Origin of the sequence: Brevibacillus porteri, from assembly GCF_003013475.1 — a bacterium.
Taxonomy (GTDB): domain Bacteria; phylum Bacillota; class Bacilli; order Brevibacillales; family Brevibacillaceae; genus Brevibacillus; species Brevibacillus porteri.
Genome location: NZ_PXZO01000041.1, coordinates 1 through 19044, shown reverse-complemented (window position 1 = coordinate 19044; position 19044 = coordinate 1). Strand labels below are relative to the sequence as shown.

Here is a 19044-nt window from a genome sequence, read left to right as displayed (position 1 = left end):
TATCGTCACTCCCTGTTCATTATTTTTTGACTTCCTGCTAGAAAAACATCCACGGATAGAGCAAATGTAGGGGCTAGCCTTTCCATCAAGCTGTCCAATGGTTCTTCGGAATGTGTATACGTACCGACGATGCCATGCAGCGTGTAGAAATAAACTCGTGCATAGGCAAGCGCTTTTTCTTCCTCTATCTCAGTTGGCAAGCAACGTCTCACAGCCTGCCTCAACAAACCAAACAATTGATTGCGCAGCGATTGCAATTCTTTTTCTGGTTCCTCTACATCGATCCGAGAGGCATTGATCATGAAGAATAACGTATACATTGTTCGATTGCGCAAGCAAAAGTGGATAAACTGACTACTGATTTCACGCAGGATCTCTTCTGGTGTTCGTCCTTGTTTGGACAGTGTTTCTTCCATTTGTAGCGCCAAGCTTTGCAACGGTTCCTTGGACAGATGATGAAGCAGTGCTTCTTTGTCCTTGAAATAAATGTAGAGGGTTGTATGGGAACAGCCGGCTGCTTTGGCGATTTCCCTGATGGATACCATATCAAAGCCTCGGGTAGCGAAAAGGTCTGCTGCTGCCGTCAAAATCGCCCGTTTCGTTTCTTCTGAGCGTATTTCTTGTTTGCTTGCCATGCTTGATAGTCAACTCCTTACTTCTCAAAAAATAGTAACCATCGGTTAGTAACCGTTGGTTATAATATAACCACTGGTTACTAAATTCGTCAAGACGATTTTTTCCACTCGCTGCAAATAAAAAAACTCCCTTTCCGTCACATGGACAAAAAGGGAGCTTACTTATGAAAATGGCTTACTTCGTAGCTTGTGCAGCAGCAATCGCAGCTTCGTAGTTTGGATGCTCACCAGCAGCAGCCACATACTCAGCGTGTACAACCTTGTCGTTTGCATCGATTACGAATACAGCACGAGCCAAGAGACGGAACTCTTTGATCGCTACGCCATAAGCTGTACCGAAGGACAGGTCTTTGTGGTCAGATACTGTTTTCACTTTGTCGATGCCAGCAGCACCGCACCAGCGGTTTTGCGCGAATGGCAGGTCAACGGAAACAGTCAGCACAGTTACGCCTTCCAATTTCGCAGCCTCTTCGTTGAAACGGCGAGTTTGTGCATCGCACACGCCAGTGTCAATAGAAGGGATTACGGAGATGATGCGAACAGTGCCTTTGGAATCTTCCAAAGTTACAGGGGACAGATCGCCACCTACTACAGTAAAGTTAGGAGCAGTATCTCCTACTTTGATTTCAGGACCGAGCAGTGTTACAGGACCACCTTTGAATACAAATGCGCCTTGACGCTCAACAGCAGTTGTCATGATTTCTTCCTCCTCACCAAATCTTTCATATGTACCTCAATATCATACCCTATCATTCACTTTTTTTCACTATGCCAATAGTAGAAATTACAGATTCACTTGCACTTTTCCGCTTCGCTTGGCTTGTACCTCGGCGATTCTCTTCACTTCATGCTCATACTCCCAATCCGTTTTCGCATTCAGCTCATGACAGCGCATCAGCGCATGATAGAGGGCAAAAGCGAAGGTAACCTGCTTCATTTCGTACCGCGTTCCATGCGCTTTCGGCAATGCTGTGTTGATAATTTCAATTTGATACGTGGCTTTTCCCCGCTTGTCCCTGACTGGCACGATATACCCCATACGCTTTAAGACATGGCCGTAATCGAATTCTCCCTCATCGTCAAAATCAATGGTGTCGTCCGATGTTGCCAAATACTCCAGCAAGGTCCCCATATCCAGCGTATCGAAGCAAGCAGGCTGTGGCATGGACAAAACTGAGCCGTCATTGTTTACAAAATAAATGTGGTCGCGATAATGAAAGATCAGTTCATCTTCTGGAACTTCGTCGGGAAACATCCAGTGATTTTGCGGAATCAGGTAACGCCAGATTTGTGCAGGTTCACTATGGAGTAATTCCATGGCAGGGCTCCCTCCTTTTCTCTACCAGTTTTGGCAAAACTAGCACTGGCTATTCAGACTGCTCTTGTATGTAGCGTCGCCAATTCCCATGCCGAATGTGCACTCCTGTTTGCTTGACCAGGTCTTGATCCAAATAACGATATACGTATACGTTCACGACCTGACCTGTTCCTTCCACGGTCGCTGGCACGATGATCCGTTCATATTCATTGCGCGAATCACCCTCGCCATAGTACGTCTCCAGCTCGTCAAGTCCAGCTAGTGCTTGCTCGTACACGTCAGGGGCAAACGTGACGATCTCCCCCACGATCCCCTGCTCTCCTTTCAGCAATCCCGGATAGCCTGCTGGCAAATGATAGATCTCGCCTTGAATCATCGCAGGTGTTGCCTCATGCTGATACGGTTTTACATAATTCCTATAATTACCAAACCCCGTCAAAAGTGTCCCGTACACAAATACGGGCAGCTTGTCGTACTGATTGTTCATGTTCATCCATCCTCCTGTGATCGAAAAAAGGGTGTCTTGTGTCGAGAAAATTTTGTATATTTGTTCTATATATAATTTTAATACGTCTTTTTTTCCGAGACGTAAGGGGGAGAGAATAATGAAAAAGAGAAAAATCAATCGCCTACTGGTAGCAAACCGCGGTGAGATCGCCATTCGGATCTTTCGTGCAGCAACGGAACTCGGCATACGAACGGTAGCCGTGTACTCCGAGCAAGACAACGTTTCTATCCATCGCTTCAAGGCTGACGAGTCTTACTTGGTCGGAGCAGGTAAAGGGCCTATTGAGGCTTACCTGGATATCGAAAGTATCATCGAAATAGCCAAGCGCAACGATATCGATGCCATTCACCCAGGCTATGGATTTCTTGCTGAAAACGCTGATTTTGCAAAGCGTTGCCAAGAGGAAGGTATCATTTTCATTGGACCATCCCCTGAGCTGATCGACAAATTCGGGGACAAGGTAGAAGCACGTCGTCTTGCGATTGAAGCGGAAATCCCAGTGATTCCTGGCACTTCGGAGCCAATCGAAACACTTCAAGAGGCACTTCTCTTTGCCAAAGAATACGGCTACCCCATCATTATTAAAGGTGTATCTGGCGGCGGAGGCCGTGGCATGCGTATCGTCCGCAGTCAGGAGGAATTGCAAGATTCGTTAGATCGCGCACGTTCCGAGGCCCGCTCTTCCTTTGGCAATGCCAAGGTGTATCTGGAGCGATACTTAGAACAGCCCAAACACATCGAGGTCCAAATTCTCGGTGACAACTACGGAAACATCGTCCATCTGTATGAGCGCGATTGCTCTGTTCAACGGCGCCATCAAAAAGTGGTCGAAGTGGCACCGAGCCTATCGTTGGATGACAAACTACGTGAAGAAATTTGCCAGGCTGCTCTCACTCTCATGCAAAAAGCCGGTTATTCGAACGCTGGTACTGTCGAGTTTTTGTTAACGCCGGACAAGCGTTTTTATTTTATAGAAGTCAATCCTCGCATTCAAGTAGAGCATACCATCACGGAGCTCATCACTGGAATCGACATTGTTCAGTCACAGATTCGCGTAGCTGAGGGTCATGCGCTCTCCGATGAGGAGATTGGCATCAGTGCGCAAAGTGATATCCAGATGAGTGGTTTTGCCATCCAGTGCCGTGTCACAACAGAAGACGCTGAAAACAACTTCCTGCCAGATGCCGGCCGCTTGTCCGCCTGGCGTTCTGGTGGCGGCTTCGGCGTAAGGCTGGACGGTGGCAATGGTTATCCAGGCGCGATCATTACACCGTTTTATGACTCGCTTCTGGTCAAAATCTCCACGTATGGCGCGAGCTTTGACCAAGCCGCTCGCAAAATGCTCCGCACATTGCGTGAGTTCCGTATTCGTGGCGTGAAAACGAACCTGCCGTTTTTGGAAAATGTCGTGACACATCCTGATTTTTTGAGTGGCAACTACGATACGTCGTTTATTGATACCAAACCAGAGCTATTCATCTTCCCTGGCCGTCAGGACCGGGGTACCAAATTACTATCTTATATCGGAGACACGATTGTCAACGGATATCCTGGTCTCCAGAAAACGGAGAAAAAGCCGCACTTCGACTCACCTCGCATCCCGCGGACACCATTTGCTCAGCCATATCCGGACGGGACGAAGCAAATTCTGGATAACGAAGGTGCCGACGGTCTGGTACGCTGGATTCAGGCACAGAAGCATGTGCTTGTTACAGACACGACATTCCGCGATGCCCACCAGTCTTTGTTTGCTACGCGTGTGCGCACCTACGATCTCGCCTCCATTGCAGAAGCGACAGGCAAGCTCGGTTCTGGGCTCTTCTCGCTGGAGATGTGGGGCGGTGCCACTTTTGACACGACGATGCGCTTTTTGCAGGAATCTCCCTGGGAACGACTGCAAATTCTCCGCCAACGCATACCGAATGTCCTGTTCCAAATGCTTTTGCGCGGAGCAAATGGCGTAGGCTACACCAATTACCCGGATAATGTGATCCACGCCTTCGTTAAAGCCTCTGCGGAAAATGGCATTGATGTCTTTCGGATCTTTGACAGCCTGAACTGGCTTCCCGGAATGCAAACAGCCATTGAAGCCGTACGTGAATCTGGCAAGGTAGCCGAAGCAGCGATTTGCTACACCGGAGATATTCTGGACCCGACCAAGACCAAATACAGCTTGGCCTACTACGTCAATCTGGCTAAAGAATTGGAAAAAGCAGGTGCCCATATTCTCGCGATCAAGGATATGGCAGGTCTTTTGAAGCCGTATGCTGCTTATTCGCTCGTCTCTGCTTTAAAACAAGAAATCAGCATTCCGATCCATTTGCATACTCACGATACGTCAGGAAACGCTGGTGCTATGCTTCTAAAAGCAATCGAAGCAGGCGTAGATATCGTCGATGCTTGCGTCAGCTCCATGTCTGGACTCACTTCCCAGCCAAGCTTGAACGGGTTGATCGCGAGCCTAGCCCATACGGAGCGTGAGACTGGCTTATCTCTTGAATCGTTCAACAAGCTGTCGGATTACTGGGAGGATGTACGTCCGTACTACCAAGGCTTTGAAAGCGGCATGAAGGCGAGCAACACTGAGGTGTACGTTCACGAAATGCCTGGTGGACAATATACCAATCTGGAGCAACAAGCCAAAGCGGTTGGTCTGGAAGGTCGTTGGGACGAAGTGAAACACATGTATGCTGTCGTCAATCAAATGTGTGGCGACATTGTAAAAGTGACCCCGTCATCCAAGGTCGTCGGTGATATGGCATTGTTCATGGTCCAAAACAACTTGAATGAAGAAAACATTTGGGAGAAAGGCACACGCCTCGACTTTCCGGATTCGGTCATTCAATTTTTCCAAGGGTATCTTGGCCAACCGCCGGGAGGGTTTCCGAAGGAGTTGCAGGAGCTCGTGCTAAAAGGTCGCGATGCCTTTACTGCACGTCCTGGCGAATTGCTCGCGCCCATTGACTTTACGCAAGTTACGGCTGAGTTGGAAGCCAAAATCGGACGTGAGCCCAGTCAACTAGACGTCCTGTCCTATATCATGTATCCGCAAGTCTATTTGCAATTTGAACAACGCCTGAAGGAATACGGAGAACTGTCGGTATTGAATACCGGAACGTTTTTCTACGGATTGCGTCCGGGTGAGGAAACCGCCATTACGATCGAGCGCGGTAAAACGCTGATTATCAAGCTGGTCGCAGTTGGCGAGCTTCATCCAGATGGCCGACGCATCATCTATTTTGAACTGAACGGACAGCCACGTGAAATCTTCATCCGTGACCAATCCGCAAAAGTCTCTGAACTGATCCGCCGAAAAGCAGAAGCCCAAAACCCTGGCCACCTCGGTGCCTCTATGCCAGGAAAAGTGCTCAAGGTGCTTGTAGCAGAAGGTGACAAGGTACGTAAAGGCGAGCATCTTTTGGTGAGTGAAGCGATGAAAATGGAGACGACGATTCAAGCCCCACTCGACGGAAAAATTAAAGCCGTCTACGTGAAAGCAGGCGAAGCCATTCAAACTGGCGATCTGCTCATTGAAATGGAGTAGGCATCGTCTATAATAGGAGATAGTAAATTGTTCCTGGGGATTCATTCCACTTGCTTTTAAGGAGGTGACCGACATGAAAACGAATCGAGTCAGCCATGTTCCATTTACGCAGCGGGTAGGCCGCTATCATACCCATATGCTTCAGGCAAAATTAAGCACGCCGGTCAATCCAATCTTCCGTTATAATTTGCAGCCGTTCTACACTCGTCAGCAGCAATGGACAACAGAGCTTTCCGATTCCTTAACGCGTCTCTACCGGTTTTCCTCCGATTTGGAAAAGAGTGCTCGGGAATTGATAGCCGCGGGGAAAGACAGCGAGGCTGGACCTGACATGGAGCTATTCCATGAGCGAACACACTCGTTAGTAAGTAAATACAATCGCCTGCAGCTATTTCTTGCGGAAAAGGCAGATACCTTGACGACGCAAAAGCTGGATGCGTTCGCTCAAGTGGCAAAAGACGCAGAGGAAAAACTCCAAACGTTTGGAATCAAGCTGTTACCAGATGGACAACTGGAAATGGACGATGAGAAATGGTTGGAGGCCGTACAGACCCACTATGTGGACTATACAAATACAATGGAGCGTGTAGCTCAAGCATTCAGAGCAGGTACATTGGGATTGCAAAGCAAGCCCCTCGGCTCCTTTTCACGTTACTACGAGGAAGCGATGGCTCTCCATCCTTATATCGCCTCCTCCAGCTCGAGCCTTCATTATCAGCATGTTGCGAAAACAGGCTTGTATGTAAACGAACGCTGGTAATGCCATACGCTTACTACCGAAAAAACAGGTATGCCCCTTTTGTGGAGCATACCTGTTTTGTGCTTGCCTTACTTTCGATCCATCAGGTCTTCCAAATCTTGTTCTTCTGCTCTGGCAATTATCGTATTGGAATAAACTGTGGGTTCATCCGATTTGGTAAACATCCCCTGAACTTTATCCACGATTTGCGGAACAGAATCCAAAATCCGGTCATAGAGATGGGTCGTATTTTCAAGCGGAATCGAGCGAATTCCTTGTTTGCCAACGACCAAAAAAGCTACAGGTGTAATGGAGACACCGCCCCCACTACCCCCGCCAAACGGGTGACCAGCATGTTCATGCTGTTGATTGTGTTGGTGCCCATTATGCTGGTGATCGTATTGGAACTCACTACCCCCTGCTGCGAAACCAAATCCTACCTTGGAGATCGGAAGAATGACACTACCGTCTGGTGTCTCAACCGGATCACCTATGATTGTATTCACGTCCACCATTTGCTTGAGATTTTCCATCGCTGTTCTCATCAGGCCTTGAATCGGGTGGTCTGCCATATTTGTCGCTCCTCCTTCCTGTTTGTGTCATGTTTTATCATTCCCCCAACAAATCCGGAGCATGTACCCTACACAAGGGAATAAATATGCGGGCTCCCACCTTTGTGATTAGGCACGCGTAGGCGTAGCTTGCCATTTTCGTTGTTTACTTTTTCGAATCCGCAGAAATACTTTTAGCGCAGAGAAAACGAAGTGACCCAAACTAAAATGTAACACCGCTTGAACTTTCGTATGTAGAAGGGCTTGATTCCAGACAGGCTGTACACTCATGGCAGGCATCGTCTGTAAAGAGATGGCGTGAGAGAGAATCCCGACAATCAGGCTTTTCACTCCCCAGATTAGTCCTGTCAGCGCCCCTGTTTCCGCTGCCTGACCTGTGCCCAACAACGTATGCCATTCTAACTTCGTACAGCGAATTTGTTTGAACAGGTCTTTTAGCAAAGGCAGCAAATCACGCACTCTTTCCAGCACGTCACGATAATTCCGATACCATATTTTCACTTGCCTCCCCGTAAAATCTTTGACCTTTTCCCGAAGCTTGCTTCCTCGCTGGATCGTTTCCACCTTTGCGACAAGCTCAGGCCCAGTTTCTGTCATTTTCAAGAGGAGAATGGGAATTTCGTATTTCCTGCGAATGATACCCCAAGCTGCAATCGTAATGTCCAATTGATCATTATCGCCTTCTCGACTGTAAAAACACGTCAATTGTATTGGCGTGATCACTAGTAGGACAAAAAAACCAAGTAATGCTAGCAACACCCATACCATGAAAAAATCCCACCCCTTCCACGTTAGTATGAGTGGAAAGAGCAGGAAATATGTTCAGCATTTTAATTAATCAAGCACGTATACTTTGACGCCTTTTTGCAAGCCATGATTTTCAGCTTCGTTCAACGTCGGAAGATACAGATCCACATGGCGTTGCTTTACCGCACCACCGATATCAGCTGCCACTGCATAGCCGTAGCCATCGATGTACAAGTGCGTACCAAGCGGGATGACATTTGGATCAACCGCTACAACACCTTCGCGCAGTGGATACTCTAGATATGACAGGATTTTGTCGTTCGGGTAGCTGTAAGCAGTCGTCTGTACCGTTAATTCCTGGCGAAAAGGTGTTCCGTTTGCGAGAGCTTTTGTCGTTCTCGGCTTATCCGAAAGCAAATGAAGGGCCGCGTATGTGGCTGCTTCGGCTCTCGTCATATACTTGTTCGGCTTTAATGTACCGTCCCCATAGGAACTCATTAACCCGTTTTGCATGGCGTAAACAAGTGGGCGTTGCTCTTTCTCTTTCACGTTGTTCCCATCCGGGTATTGGTTCAATGTCTGGATCGTCGTAGACCACTTCAAATTATTGACTACTCCGCTATCCCCCATCGTTCTTACCAGAATAGAGGCGAGTTCTGCTCTTTTTACTGGTGCATCCGGATGTAAGTACAGGTGATTCCCCTGCTTCTGCCCATGGACAATTCCAAGTCGATAGGCCGTCTCTGCATAAGGCGACAGCCAGCTGTTTCCCGGTACGTCCGCAAAGGATGATTGCTTGTTGCCAAGAGGTTCGATTCCTTTCGCATTGACAAACATCGTGAGCAGTTCACCCAATGTCACGTTGTCATCAGGTCGAAAATATTCGTTTTGACCAATTACGTCCGCTATGTAAAGTTGATTGATTTCTTGTTCTGCCCAATGGCCGCTAATGTCTACATAAGGTGTTTCGTTCATTTTCGTTGTTTCTGCCTCGACAACTGGTGTACCTATAAGCAAAAAGGCTGCCAGCGAGGCAAGGATCATCCGTTTCTTCATCATCAACCTCCATGGGGAAATATGCGATTCCTTTCGTACCATTTTATCGAACTATTTTGCAAAAACAACGAACAATAGTTTCCAGTCAAAAGGAAAGCCCTCGAACAGCATCATGACGAATACTGTTTCGAGGGCTGCATGAGCAATGGTTAAATGGCAAAAATGTGTTTGCCGATCTTTTTCACTTGTGTACGTGACCAAATCCACTTGGAGGTCGCCGTAACAGGGTTAAAGTAGTAAAGAGAATGATTGGTTGGGTCCCATCCTCGTACGGCATCCCAAGCTGCCTGATAAGCAGTCTTGTTTGGAGTCATCCAGAATTGTCCATCATCTACAGCGGTAAACGCTAATGGCTCAAAGATGACACCGGCAAGTGTATTGGGAAAGTTTTTAGACTGGACACGGTTCAACGCGACCGCCGCCACAGCTACTTGGCCCTCATAAGGTTCTCCTCGTGCTTCGGAATAGACCAGCTGCGCCAGCATCTGCATTTCCGCTTTATTTACCGACACTTTCTTTAGAGCGCGCCATGTATTTGGTCCAGTGATACCGTCAATCGATAAGCCGTATGCTTTTTGAAACTGTCTGACGGCCTTTGTTGTATTCGCACCGTAAATGCCATCCAATTTGCCTTTGTAGTAACCCAGCATCTGCAAACGATACTGCAGATCCCATACATCCCCGTTCACACTACCGCGCTGAATCTGTGTGGCTGCCAGGGAGTCGGCCGGAAAAATAAACGCTACAGCCATAAAGGCAGCAAGCAAGGTTAATACTGCTTTCTTGCTCCACCACATAAATTGTTCCCTCCTTTACCCAACCCATTCTACAAGTTGGCGAAAGTAGGTTCAATTCAAGTATTTTGGCACAAGTGGCAACATGTACCTGCCATTATCCTTTTGGCCGGAACAAGACTGCTGTGATAAATCCGAAGACGATGGCAGCCGAAATCCCCGCACTCGTCACTTCAAAAATGCCGGTAATAATGCCAATGACTCCATGTTGCTCGGCCTCCGCCATCGCCCCGTGCACCAGTGCATTTCCAAAGCTCGTGATGGGTACTGTCGCTCCTGCTCCAGCAAAATGAACCAGTGGCTCGTATAGACCGAATCCGTCCAGCACTGCTCCAGTGACAACAAGAGAGGACATCGTATGGGCAGGTGTGAGCTTGACGACATCCATGAGAAATTGACCGATTAAGCAAATCGTTCCTCCTACGAGAAACGCCCACAAAAACATCATGGTATCACTCTCCAAGTTACTCCGACTCAACAGCCACGGCATGGGCGATGCAAGGAATGCTTTCTCCCTGCTGGAAGGTCAACGGGGATAAGAGGGCTCCTGTGGCAACCAGCAAGATTCGCTTCCATTCTCCTTGCTTCATCCGCCGAAGTAGATGCCCGTACGTCACTGTAGCGATACAGCCACATCCGCTACCACCCGACCATACATTTGGATTTTCACCATAAATGAGCTTCCCGCAATCGATGTATCGCTCTAATGGAATGTGCATGTGATGCTTGGGCAACAGATCAGATAAAATGGCATGGCCCGTTCGTCCTAAATCGCCTGTTACAATCAAATCATAATGGTCGTGAGGGAGCTGAAAGTCACGGAAATGCGAATCAATCGTGGATAATGCGGCAGGCGCCATCGCTGCTCCCATATTGAATGGATCTGTCAATCCCATATCGACTATATGCCCGATGGTGGCTCCCGTAATCCGCAAACCCTTACCCTGACTGGCTACAACAGCAGCCCCTGCTCCCGTCACGGTCCATTGTGCCGTTGGGGGCTTCTGTGAGCCGTACTCCGTTGGATAGCGATATTGCTTTTCCGCAGCCCCATTGTGACTGGAGGTAGCAGCCAAGACGTACTCAGCAGCTTGACTATTCACCATGAGAGCAGCCAAGGCCAAGCCCTCCATCGCTGTTGAACACGCTCCGAAAATCCCCAGAAACGGAATCGAAAGCGTCCGGGCCGAAAAGCTGGCAGATATGATCTGGTTCATTAAATCCCCGGCAAGCATAAAGTTTATTTGCTCTTTCGTGAGCCCCGCTTTCTCCACCGCTTTCGAGCACGCTTCTTCCAGCAGGACTTTCTCCGCCTTTTCCCAGCTGTCTTGTCCGAGATTCAAGTCTCCGTGCAAGATATCAAAGTCTTCGGCTAACGGTCCCTTAGCCTCAAAAGGCCCACCAATCGCAGCGTGCCCGAGAATGACAGGTTTTAAAGGAAAGACCCAAGACTGATGACCTTGGCGCATCCGTCAGCCTCCCATCGTAAACAATGTTTTGATCAAGCCAACGACGAAAGCCGCCGCCACTCCAAACACAATCACTGACCCCGCGAGCTTGAACATGTTACCGCCGACCCCCAGCACAAATCCTTCGCTGCGATGCTCGATCGCCGCTGATGCAATCGAGTTGGCAAAACCCGTAACCGGCACACTCGTTCCTGCCCCAGCCCATTGGGCAATCCGGTCATATAGTCCTAGACCGGTCAAAAGAGCCGAAAGAATGATCAAGACAGCTACTGTAGGATTCCCAGCGGTTTTCTCCGTAAAATGGAAGTAGTGAATGAACATTTCTTGTATCCCTTGTCCGATCATACAAATGCCGCCACCCACTAAAAATGCCCGGGTAAAATTGCGCAAAAGCGGTCGCGGAGGCTCGTGTCCCTTTGCCAATTCCTGATATTCTTGCTGGACGGGAGTCAGCTTTTTCTTTTTTTGATCTGCCATGTTACTTACTCCTTTTTACCGTATCATGAACGGTTTTACTTGATCGATAATCTGTTGTAGCTGTTCCGAATCGGTTTGGTAGGTACGCTTCATTTGTTCATTTTTTGTATTGAGTGCATACAGCTCCAGATCCGCCTGACATTTTTTCAATGTAGCAAAAGCCAGCTTCATCGCTTGGGCACCTGGAACCATCAGTTTATCGTCATACAGGTCGAGATAGAGCTCTCCACCTTTGTCTACTTGGCCGAGGAAAACATTTTCCAAAGCCACTCCCGCTTTTTGCAGCTCCGTGCGAACCCATCTGCGATTCAGACCTGCTGTTGCCAACGGCTCGTCCATGATCACCCCATCCATAATGACCACTTGATTCTCTTCTGTAGGAGCCACTGTCAATTCTAGGTGTTTGGGGGTTACCGGCTGACTCTCTGATTTTAATAAGACACTGACTTCTCCGCTTGTTTCCATTAACGCAAACTCTACATCGGCTACTCGGAAGACGTTTTTAATGCGTAATTGTTCCATCAAGTCTTCCGCGGTCAAGCGTTCCTTTTTCAGATTGTCCTCCAAAATTTTGCCTTCCTTGATAAGAACCGTTGATTTCCCTTCAAAAAGGTCTCGGAGAAACTTGCTCTTGAGTGAAAGCCACTCCATTAATACAGGGAAGAGCGCAAAAACCCCCATGCCGATCAAACTATGATAGATCGGTCCATCCATTTCGGTTGCCATGAAGGCCGCAATCGAACCGATACTGATGCCGACGATATATTCGATGTATGTAAGCTGCTTGATTTGCCTTTTCCCAATGATCTTCGTCAATAAAAATAAGTACGCAACTGCGCCAATGGCACGCAGCGTGATATTTAACCAATCAGGCATAAGCCACCTCCATCACCTGAGGTGATTTTTATAGATAGGAAAACCAAGAGAGAGGAAGTCCCTCTCCCTTTCCCTACACTTCCACTAGAATCCCTTAAACTGTGGTTCTTCCTTTTCCAGCTCCGTTACACGCTGCTGGAGGTTGTCTACTATGGATTGTGTTTGCTCTGCTGCTTGCGAATACAATTGCTTCGCTTTCTTGTTTTGCGTGCTAAGAGCAAACGTCTCAAAATCTGCTTGTGCGCCTTTCAAGCTGGCAAGCGTCTGTTTTACTTGTGCTCCTACTGTCATATCCACTCACCTCCTAACACATATAGAATCCGCCTCCACCCAATATTTATGCGGTGGTCTTCCCCATTTTCATCTGTCAATAATTTCCGTATTCTTAGAAAAATAAAAAGAGAGACACCATAGGTGCCTCCCTTCATCCAGCTTATTAGATTAGCCACGTCCAGCCAGTTGTTGCTCAGCAAAGGAGACAAGACGTTTTGTAATCTCTCCTCCAACTGAACCGTTTTGACGGGAAGTGGTGTCTGGTCCAAGCTGAACACCGAATTCGGATGCGATTTCGTATTTCAGTTGGTCCAGAGCTTGGTTTGCTTGAGGAACCACCAGATTGTTACTGGATCTGTTGTTGTTCGCCATTTGTATCACCTCCTCGTCGTTTGTAAGTTTAATATGCGTGAAGTTTTGCTTGTTCATTCGTTCTTTTTTTCTTCCAATTTTAGTCTGTTAAGTGGAGCAAGGCATGGGCAATTCGATGAGCTGCTTCTGGTCGCCCCAGCTTGTCCAAACATCCTACAAAAGCATCCCTTTTTTCAGGCTGACGCCATGACCTGATGATTTCTTTGATTTGGACCGGCGTTTCAGCCAAGATCGCCACTTGTTGCTCGAGTAAAAAGGAACAGTTATGCTTTTCTTGTCCGGGCAATGGATGGAATAAAATGAGCGGTGTCTTAAGAGCAAGTGACTCCGCGCACGAAATACCACCTGGCTTCGTTATATAGGCGTCAGCTGCTCCAATACACTGCCACATTTGCGGCTCAAACCCTTTCAATATAAAACGATGGTCAGTGCTCTTTGTACCTAATAAGCCCGCCAGTCGTCTGTACAGGCTTGTATTCTTCCCTGTCACAACTACGATCTGCAATGGTTGCTCTTCCAACAGCAACTCTCGTACGACCTGCTCCACTCCACCATAACCGCCTTCTCCCCCACCAATCAGCACAGTGAATTGATCTGGCACGAGTCCCAGTTGTTTTTTCCAAGCCGCTTTGTCGGTATGCTGCGCTGTAGTAAAAGCAGGCCGAACTGGAATGCCATAAACATGGATTTTTTCAGGGCCAATCCCGTAGCGTTCGATTAGAATTTGCGCAATTTGCTCATGTGCCACCATGTACGCATCAATTGCTGGATGAACCCAAAACCGATTAATATGGAAGTCCGTGGGCACACAAACGAGCTGGAAAGGCTTGGACACCCTTTTCTTCGCTTCAGCCAATGCGGACAAGCAGTATGCATGCGTAGCGATGACGACATCTGGCTTCTCTTCTTGCAACAGTTGATTGGTTAATCTTGCGGATAGCCACCATCCAAGTGCTTTGGTTAATGCACTGCCCAGCATTTCTTCCTGTTCATAGATGCGTTGCCACACGGGTTGACCGTAGCGCAGCATATTGCGATAAAAAAAATGAGAGAGCACACGTAAGCCTGGACTGGCGGTTTTCAATCCTCCCACCACTCGCGCCGATCGTGCCCCCTCACTTTCCAGTAAAACTTCTTGCAGAGCTTCAGCAGCCATCCGATGACCACTCCCTGCCCATTCCTCTGTCACTAACAGAAACCGCTTTGCCATTAGTAGGACTCTCCTAGAGGCTGCTTGCCCTCCGCATATCGATTAAGTAAAAATTCCTTGGACATATAAACACGCTTTAGGGGCATTTCATGATTCCATGATTGCAAACGCCGCTTTCCATTGGGATGCACGATTCTTAGCATGAGGCGCAAGTACCATCGCTTATACCGAAAAAACCAAGTCATGGGCACATCAGAAATCGAGAAGCCCAAAGGTGTTACCCCTTTATGTAGCATGGTCGTTCCCACTATCCCTTTTATTTGATCTTTATTTTCCATCGAATCCAGGAACGTGGCTAGCTTTGGCAGTGATTGGAGGATAAGTCTTCGCAAAAGAAGTGCCAAGCGCAGTTCATCCTTCACTCCTTTGCACAGTGTAGCAAAGTAATAATTGTGTATATGTAGCTTTAGGATCAAATCCCCGTCATGAATGATGCAGTGATCGGTAGTTACGAGTGGCTCTCCCCGATAGCGTAATACAACAACCCGAAATATATTGTTCCCTTTCTCAATATAGGTAAGTCTGGTGCAACGCTGGTAGATTTCATCCCAGTATCCCCATAGCATCAAGAGGCTTGTATTCATTTCGAAATAGTTCCTTTCCCGCTATGTTTTCATTCGCTGGATGTGACCACTTACATTTTCGCAAAACGGCCATGACCTTTGTTGTAGTATGCCCAACAATGTACAATTCTCATCACCTTTTCACGTCCTTTTCAGCCGCCCCCAAAACATGACCACTACGGCAGCAAATACGGGCAACCACATATGATTAAGGAGCAAAGGATTCACCCACTTCCAGACATATGGATCCTGAAGACACATATCAACTGCCGTAAAGGTAAGAATTCCTCCGCCAATGATGACCATACTGGGAAAACGATTCATCAAGCGGGCAATCCACACACTTCCCCACATTAATAATGGGATGCTCATCGCTAACCCCAGCAAAACTAACCATAAATCGCCATGTGCTGCTCCACCAACTGCCAAAACATTGTCTAAACTCATGACAAAATCTGCTACTATAATGGTCCTGACCGCCTGACCAATTGTCTGATTATGCGATACGTCTGTGAGCTCTTCATTCTCACCCAGCATCAGCTTACACGCTATCCATAACAATAATAATCCCCCGATTGCCTTCACGAGAGGAATATCCAACATCCAAGTAGTCATTCCCGTTAGCAAAATTCGCAAGAGGATTGCTCCCAATGTCCCATATAAAATTGCCCGTTTTCTCTCATTTTGAGGGAGTCCGCGGCAGGCCATACCTATGACCACAGCATTGTCACTGCTTAATACGAGATCGATCATAAAGATGTGTAGAAGACCCAGCCAAAAATACTCGCCCATCCCTGCCTCCCTGGTCCAATAAAGTTCGTCCATTCTACTTTATGCGACTGGAATCGGACTCATGATTGAATATTTTTCCGAAAAAAGGCGGTTTTCAGCGGATTTTGTAGATAAAAACTTCCGAAAAAAATACATTTTATTGCGAAATCAGGATAATTATACCTTGTCTAAATTAGGCATTTTCCCTTACGATTTTAGTGGGGTGGATAAGAGATGGTGGAGACTGTGACGCTAAACCTTTATAACGTTTCAAGGAAGATTTTAGACTTAACACCAAGCATCACCACAATATGGCTGCAAGAAATTGTTCGCAGCATGGAAATTCCTGTAACCATTCCTCGCGATTTTGCAGAAAAACGAACAGTGCTCTTGGCTCGCTATCTGGTTGAGGATGTAGATCATGACATGCAGACTTGGGCATTAGATATGGGAGAATGGCTTCGTTCTCAGGAATTCCCCTTCTCCTCCATTTTGCGCACATATCAATTGTACCGGAATGTATTCTGGCGGGTTCTCCAACCAGAATTACAGAGATGGTCCCTCTCCTCACAAGAAATGCACTATTTGGAAAGCCAACTGGGCAAGGCCATGGATGAAAGTGTCTTCTGGGCTGTTTATCATTTTGAACAAATGATAAATAAAGAGCTGGTCCAGAAGGAAGAAACGATCTCCTATTTGCATAACGACAAACTGACCATGCTCGGAAAAATTGCCGCCAATATGGCTCATGAGCTGCGTAATCCGTTGTGTGCCATTGAAGGGTTCCTGAAGCTGATCGGCGAGTCTACGCAGGAACAGGCCCAGCTTCAGACGTACATTCAAGTCGTCATGCATGAATTTGAGAATTTACATCGGCAACTGACCGGATTCCTCAGCTTTTCCAAAAAACCAATTCTCGATGAAATTTTTAAAACCGTTCAAGTAGAAGAACTGCTTGAAGAAGTAGAGATGCTGATTACGCCTCGCCTCGTGGGAGAAAACATACGTTTTGAAAAACAAATCCACCCCTGCTCACTCGCATGTTATGAAGAAGGCTTGAAGCAAGTTGTCGTCAATCTATTAAACAATGCCATTGACGCCGTACAAAATCGTACAGACAAGTATATTCATGTCATTTCCACTTCTTCAGATGGATGGCTCTATTTGAGTGTGGAAAACAACGGCGAAAGGATTCCACCCGAGATCGTGGAAAATCTTTTCCAACCATTCTTTACGACTAAACAAAATGGGACAGGTATCGGCTTGTCCATCTGCAAAAATATTATTGAAAAGCATCAAGGCACGATCCATTGTGATTCCAATGAAAAACGCACACGATTTATCGTTTCTCTGCCGATTGCGAATGCTCAGGAAGTTGGTCCACGAATGGAAGCTCTCTAAGGTCGCTTTCTTTTGTCTCACGCAAAAAAGCCCCCTGACAAGGCAGGAGGCAAGGCAAGAGATCCGTTACCAATTTCATCGGTAAGCGATCTTAGTTTTACTGTACACGAAAACATATGTTTCTACCATAGAAAACGTCAGACAGCTTTCGACAAAAATTTATACCTGTATTGAACAAAGGCTTATCTATTCAACGATTGGATAAGCCTTCATACTTTTGCCTCAAGTAAAAATAGTCCTGCTTTCCTAGACGCAAAAAAACAGAGAACCTATTGGCTCTCTGCTTTATGTATGGAGCGGGTGATGGGAATCGAACCCACGCGACCAGCTTGGAAGGCTGGAGTTCTACCATTGAACTACACCCGCATCAAAAATAAATGCTGGTGCCGAGGACCGGACTTGAACCGGTACGGGAGAAACTCCCGACAGATTTTAAGTCTGTTGCGTCTGCCCATTCCGCCACCCCGGCAAACCTGTAAAACGTGGGCAAATCATGGTCGGGAAGACAGGATTCGAACCTGCGACCCCTTGGTCCCAAGCCAAGTACTCTACCAAGCTGAGCTACTTCCCGACATTATATTCTCTTCACTTTTGAAGTAAAGAAGCGTGCCCTGAGAGATTCGAACTCCCGACCTTTTGATTCGTAGTCAAACGCTCTATCCAGCTGAGCTAAGGGCACATGTTATGGAGCGGACGAAGGGTCTCGAACCCTCGACCTTCGCCTTGGCAAGGCGACGCTCTACCAATTGAGCTACGTCCGCATTGTAAGAAGAAGTTGAATGGTGCGGTCGAGAGGACTTGAACCTCCACGGTGTTGCCACCACTAGAACCTGAATCTAGCGCGTCTGCCAATTCCGCCACGACCGCATTTTCCCATCTAAGTAGCCAGATCTGTTGATAAGCTGACTTTCACTTTTTGGGTTTATAAAAACTGGTGAGCCATGAAGGACTCGAACCTTCGACCCTCTGATTAAAAGTCAGATGCTCTACCAACTGAGCTAATGGCTCATGAAAATGGTGGGGAGAGACGGATTCGAACCGCCGAACCCGGAGGGAGCAGATTTACAGTCTGCCGTGTTTAGCCACTTCACTATCTCCCCAAATTCATGGTGCCGGCAATAGGACTTGAACCCACAACCCCCTGATTACAAGTCAGGTGCTCTACCAATTGAGCTATACCGGCATATCTTTAATTATGGCATATCTTTCATGAAAAATCAACGTTTTTTTATTACGTTAAACCTTTTTCATGTTCGTGAACTATGCCATCTTATTAAGAAAGATGGCGGAGCTGACGGGACTCGAACCCGCGACCTCCGGTGTGACAGACCGGCGTGAACTCCAACTTCACCACAGCTCCAATTTTGGTTGCACCCACTGGGCACTCCGATCCTACTTGATCAAGAAAATTACTCGACGTAGAGCAAGTAGAAAATTTGGTTGCGGGAGCAGGATTTGAACCTGCGACCTTCGGGTTATGAGCCCGACGAGCTACCGAGCTGCTCCATCCCGCGATAGTCAGGACGACTGAGTGTCAGTGTTGCCACAGGACGTGGCGCTTTTAACTGACCTTCCTTGTCCGTTAAATATGAGTGGTGGAGGCTGACGGGATCGAACCGCCGACCCTCTGCTTGTAAGGCAGATGCTCTCCCAGCTGAGCTAAGCCTCCAAATCACCTACGAAGATGTAGGGATTTTTCTAGGTGACCCGTAGGGGATT

Annotated in this window: 20 protein-coding genes and 12 tRNA genes; 3 read left to right on the top strand and 29 right to left on the bottom strand. The window is 47.4% G+C overall.

The genetic code is table 11. The features are described 5' to 3' along the window. Window positions 1–5 precede the first annotated feature (5 nt). The 4 genes from C7R92_RS20235 to C7R92_RS20220 form a co-directional block, all read right to left on the bottom strand. Window positions 6–635 carry a TetR/AcrR family transcriptional regulator gene (locus tag C7R92_RS20235; RefSeq protein WP_106835419.1) on the bottom strand — a complete coding sequence of 210 codons (630 nt, stop codon included), beginning with the start codon at window positions 633–635 and terminating at the stop codon, window positions 6–8. Window positions 636–810: 175 nt separating this feature from the next. Continuing rightward, window positions 811–1332 carry a thiol peroxidase gene (tpx, locus tag C7R92_RS20230; RefSeq protein ID WP_106835418.1) on the bottom strand — a complete coding sequence of 174 codons (522 nt, stop codon included), beginning with the start codon at window positions 1330–1332 and terminating at the stop codon, window positions 811–813. A gap of 87 nt (window positions 1333–1419) precedes the next feature. Next, window positions 1420–1953: a hypothetical protein gene (locus tag C7R92_RS20225; RefSeq protein ID WP_069851468.1), complete on the bottom strand. Its 534-nt coding sequence runs from the start codon at window positions 1951–1953 to the stop codon at window positions 1420–1422. 49 nt (window positions 1954–2002) lie between these two features. Next, window positions 2003–2440: a gamma-glutamylcyclotransferase family protein gene (locus C7R92_RS20220; protein ID WP_412678991.1), complete on the bottom strand. Its 438-nt coding sequence runs from the start codon at window positions 2438–2440 to the stop codon at window positions 2003–2005. A gap of 118 nt (window positions 2441–2558) precedes the next feature. On the opposite strand from C7R92_RS20220, the gene C7R92_RS20215 reads away from it, so the two are divergent. Together C7R92_RS20215 and C7R92_RS20210 are read left to right on the top strand one after the other, a co-directional pair. After that, window positions 2559–6005 carry a pyruvate carboxylase gene (locus C7R92_RS20215; RefSeq protein WP_106835416.1) on the top strand — a complete coding sequence of 1149 codons (3447 nt, stop codon included), beginning with the start codon at window positions 2559–2561 and terminating at the stop codon, window positions 6003–6005. Window positions 6006–6078: 73 nt separating this feature from the next. Beyond that, a complete protein-coding gene (locus C7R92_RS20210; RefSeq protein ID WP_106835415.1) occupies window positions 6079–6765 on the top strand; it encodes a hypothetical protein in 687 nt (228 codons plus the stop codon). Between the two features lie 68 nt (window positions 6766–6833). Here the strand turns inward: C7R92_RS20210 and ytfJ are convergent, their stop codons facing one another. The 13 genes from ytfJ to C7R92_RS20145 form a co-directional block, all read right to left on the bottom strand. Further along, window positions 6834–7316, bottom strand: a complete 483-nt coding sequence (gene ytfJ / locus C7R92_RS20205; RefSeq protein ID WP_069851476.1) for a GerW family sporulation protein — start codon at window positions 7314–7316, stop codon at window positions 6834–6836. A gap of 108 nt (window positions 7317–7424) precedes the next feature. Further along, window positions 7425–8084, bottom strand: coding sequence for a DUF2953 domain-containing protein (locus C7R92_RS20200; protein WP_106835414.1), 660 nt, complete (start codon window positions 8082–8084; stop codon window positions 7425–7427). Window positions 8085–8150: 66 nt separating this feature from the next. Further along, on the bottom strand, window positions 8151–9122 hold the full coding sequence (locus C7R92_RS20195) for an S-layer homology domain-containing protein (protein WP_244195782.1): 972 nt from the start codon (window positions 9120–9122) through the stop codon (window positions 8151–8153). A gap of 146 nt (window positions 9123–9268) precedes the next feature. Next, the gene (sleB, locus tag C7R92_RS20190; protein WP_106835413.1) at window positions 9269–9916 is read right to left on the bottom strand and encodes a spore cortex-lytic enzyme; all 648 of its coding nucleotides are present in this window, start codon (window positions 9914–9916) and stop codon (window positions 9269–9271) included. A 94-nt stretch (window positions 9917–10010) separates the two neighbouring features. Further along, a complete protein-coding gene (gene spoVAE, locus C7R92_RS20185) occupies window positions 10011–10361 on the bottom strand; it encodes a stage V sporulation protein AE (RefSeq protein ID WP_069851484.1) in 351 nt (116 codons plus the stop codon). 16 nt (window positions 10362–10377) lie between these two features. Then, window positions 10378–11382: a stage V sporulation protein AD gene (spoVAD, locus tag C7R92_RS20180; RefSeq protein ID WP_069851486.1), complete on the bottom strand. Its 1005-nt coding sequence runs from the start codon at window positions 11380–11382 to the stop codon at window positions 10378–10380. A gap of 3 nt (window positions 11383–11385) precedes the next feature. Continuing rightward, a complete protein-coding gene (spoVAC, locus tag C7R92_RS20175) occupies window positions 11386–11859 on the bottom strand; it encodes a stage V sporulation protein AC (RefSeq protein WP_017250393.1) in 474 nt (157 codons plus the stop codon). Between the two features lie 15 nt (window positions 11860–11874). Continuing rightward, window positions 11875–12735: a DUF421 domain-containing protein gene (locus C7R92_RS20170; protein WP_106835412.1), complete on the bottom strand. Its 861-nt coding sequence runs from the start codon at window positions 12733–12735 to the stop codon at window positions 11875–11877. A gap of 84 nt (window positions 12736–12819) precedes the next feature. Further along, window positions 12820–13026, bottom strand: a complete 207-nt coding sequence (locus C7R92_RS20165; RefSeq protein WP_007717150.1) for a DUF1657 domain-containing protein — start codon at window positions 13024–13026, stop codon at window positions 12820–12822. Window positions 13027–13176: 150 nt separating this feature from the next. Next, window positions 13177–13380 (bottom strand): alpha/beta-type small acid-soluble spore protein, encoded by a 204-nt coding sequence (locus C7R92_RS20160; protein WP_007717155.1) that lies wholly within the window; start codon window positions 13378–13380, stop codon window positions 13177–13179. Between the two features lie 79 nt (window positions 13381–13459). Further along, entirely contained in the window at window positions 13460–14590 is a 1131-nt protein-coding gene (locus tag C7R92_RS20155; RefSeq protein ID WP_106835411.1) for an MGDG synthase family glycosyltransferase, read from the bottom strand. Further along, complete coding sequence (locus tag C7R92_RS20150) at window positions 14590–15174, bottom strand: YkoP family protein (protein WP_017250396.1); 585 nt, start codon at window positions 15172–15174, stop codon at window positions 14590–14592. Before C7R92_RS20150 ends, C7R92_RS20155 begins: the two co-directional genes overlap by 1 nt. A gap of 120 nt (window positions 15175–15294) precedes the next feature. Further along, window positions 15295–15945 carry a TerC family protein gene (locus C7R92_RS20145; RefSeq protein WP_106835410.1) on the bottom strand — a complete coding sequence of 217 codons (651 nt, stop codon included), beginning with the start codon at window positions 15943–15945 and terminating at the stop codon, window positions 15295–15297. A 213-nt stretch (window positions 15946–16158) separates the two neighbouring features. Here C7R92_RS20145 and C7R92_RS20140 point away from each other — a divergent pair, with 213 nt between their 5' ends. Next, window positions 16159–17325: a sensor histidine kinase gene (locus C7R92_RS20140; RefSeq protein WP_017250398.1), complete on the top strand. Its 1167-nt coding sequence runs from the start codon at window positions 16159–16161 to the stop codon at window positions 17323–17325. Between the two features lie 292 nt (window positions 17326–17617). Here the strand turns inward: C7R92_RS20140 and C7R92_RS20135 are convergent. From C7R92_RS20135 to C7R92_RS20080, 12 genes are all read right to left on the bottom strand, one after another. Beyond that, window positions 17618–17691, bottom strand: a tRNA-Gly gene (locus tag C7R92_RS20135). A 15-nt stretch (window positions 17692–17706) separates the two neighbouring features. Next, window positions 17707–17794, bottom strand: a tRNA-Leu gene (locus C7R92_RS20130). A gap of 25 nt (window positions 17795–17819) precedes the next feature. Next, a tRNA-Pro gene (locus tag C7R92_RS20125) sits at window positions 17820–17896 on the bottom strand. Between the two features lie 34 nt (window positions 17897–17930). Continuing rightward, window positions 17931–18004 (bottom strand) — tRNA-Arg (locus tag C7R92_RS20120). Window positions 18005–18010: 6 nt separating this feature from the next. Continuing rightward, window positions 18011–18086: transfer RNA gene (locus C7R92_RS20115), tRNA-Gly, on the bottom strand. A 19-nt stretch (window positions 18087–18105) separates the two neighbouring features. Next, window positions 18106–18192, bottom strand: a tRNA-Leu gene (locus C7R92_RS20110). 65 nt (window positions 18193–18257) lie between these two features. Then, window positions 18258–18333: transfer RNA gene (locus C7R92_RS20105), tRNA-Lys, on the bottom strand. Window positions 18334–18340: 7 nt separating this feature from the next. After that, a tRNA-Tyr gene (locus C7R92_RS20100) sits at window positions 18341–18425 on the bottom strand. A 7-nt stretch (window positions 18426–18432) separates the two neighbouring features. Further along, window positions 18433–18508, bottom strand: a tRNA-Thr gene (locus tag C7R92_RS20095). Between the two features lie 100 nt (window positions 18509–18608). Beyond that, a tRNA-Asp gene (locus C7R92_RS20090) sits at window positions 18609–18685 on the bottom strand. 77 nt (window positions 18686–18762) lie between these two features. After that, a tRNA-Met gene (locus C7R92_RS20085) sits at window positions 18763–18839 on the bottom strand. Between the two features lie 79 nt (window positions 18840–18918). Continuing rightward, a tRNA-Val gene (locus C7R92_RS20080) sits at window positions 18919–18994 on the bottom strand. Between the last annotated feature and the right edge of the window lie 50 nt (window positions 18995–19044).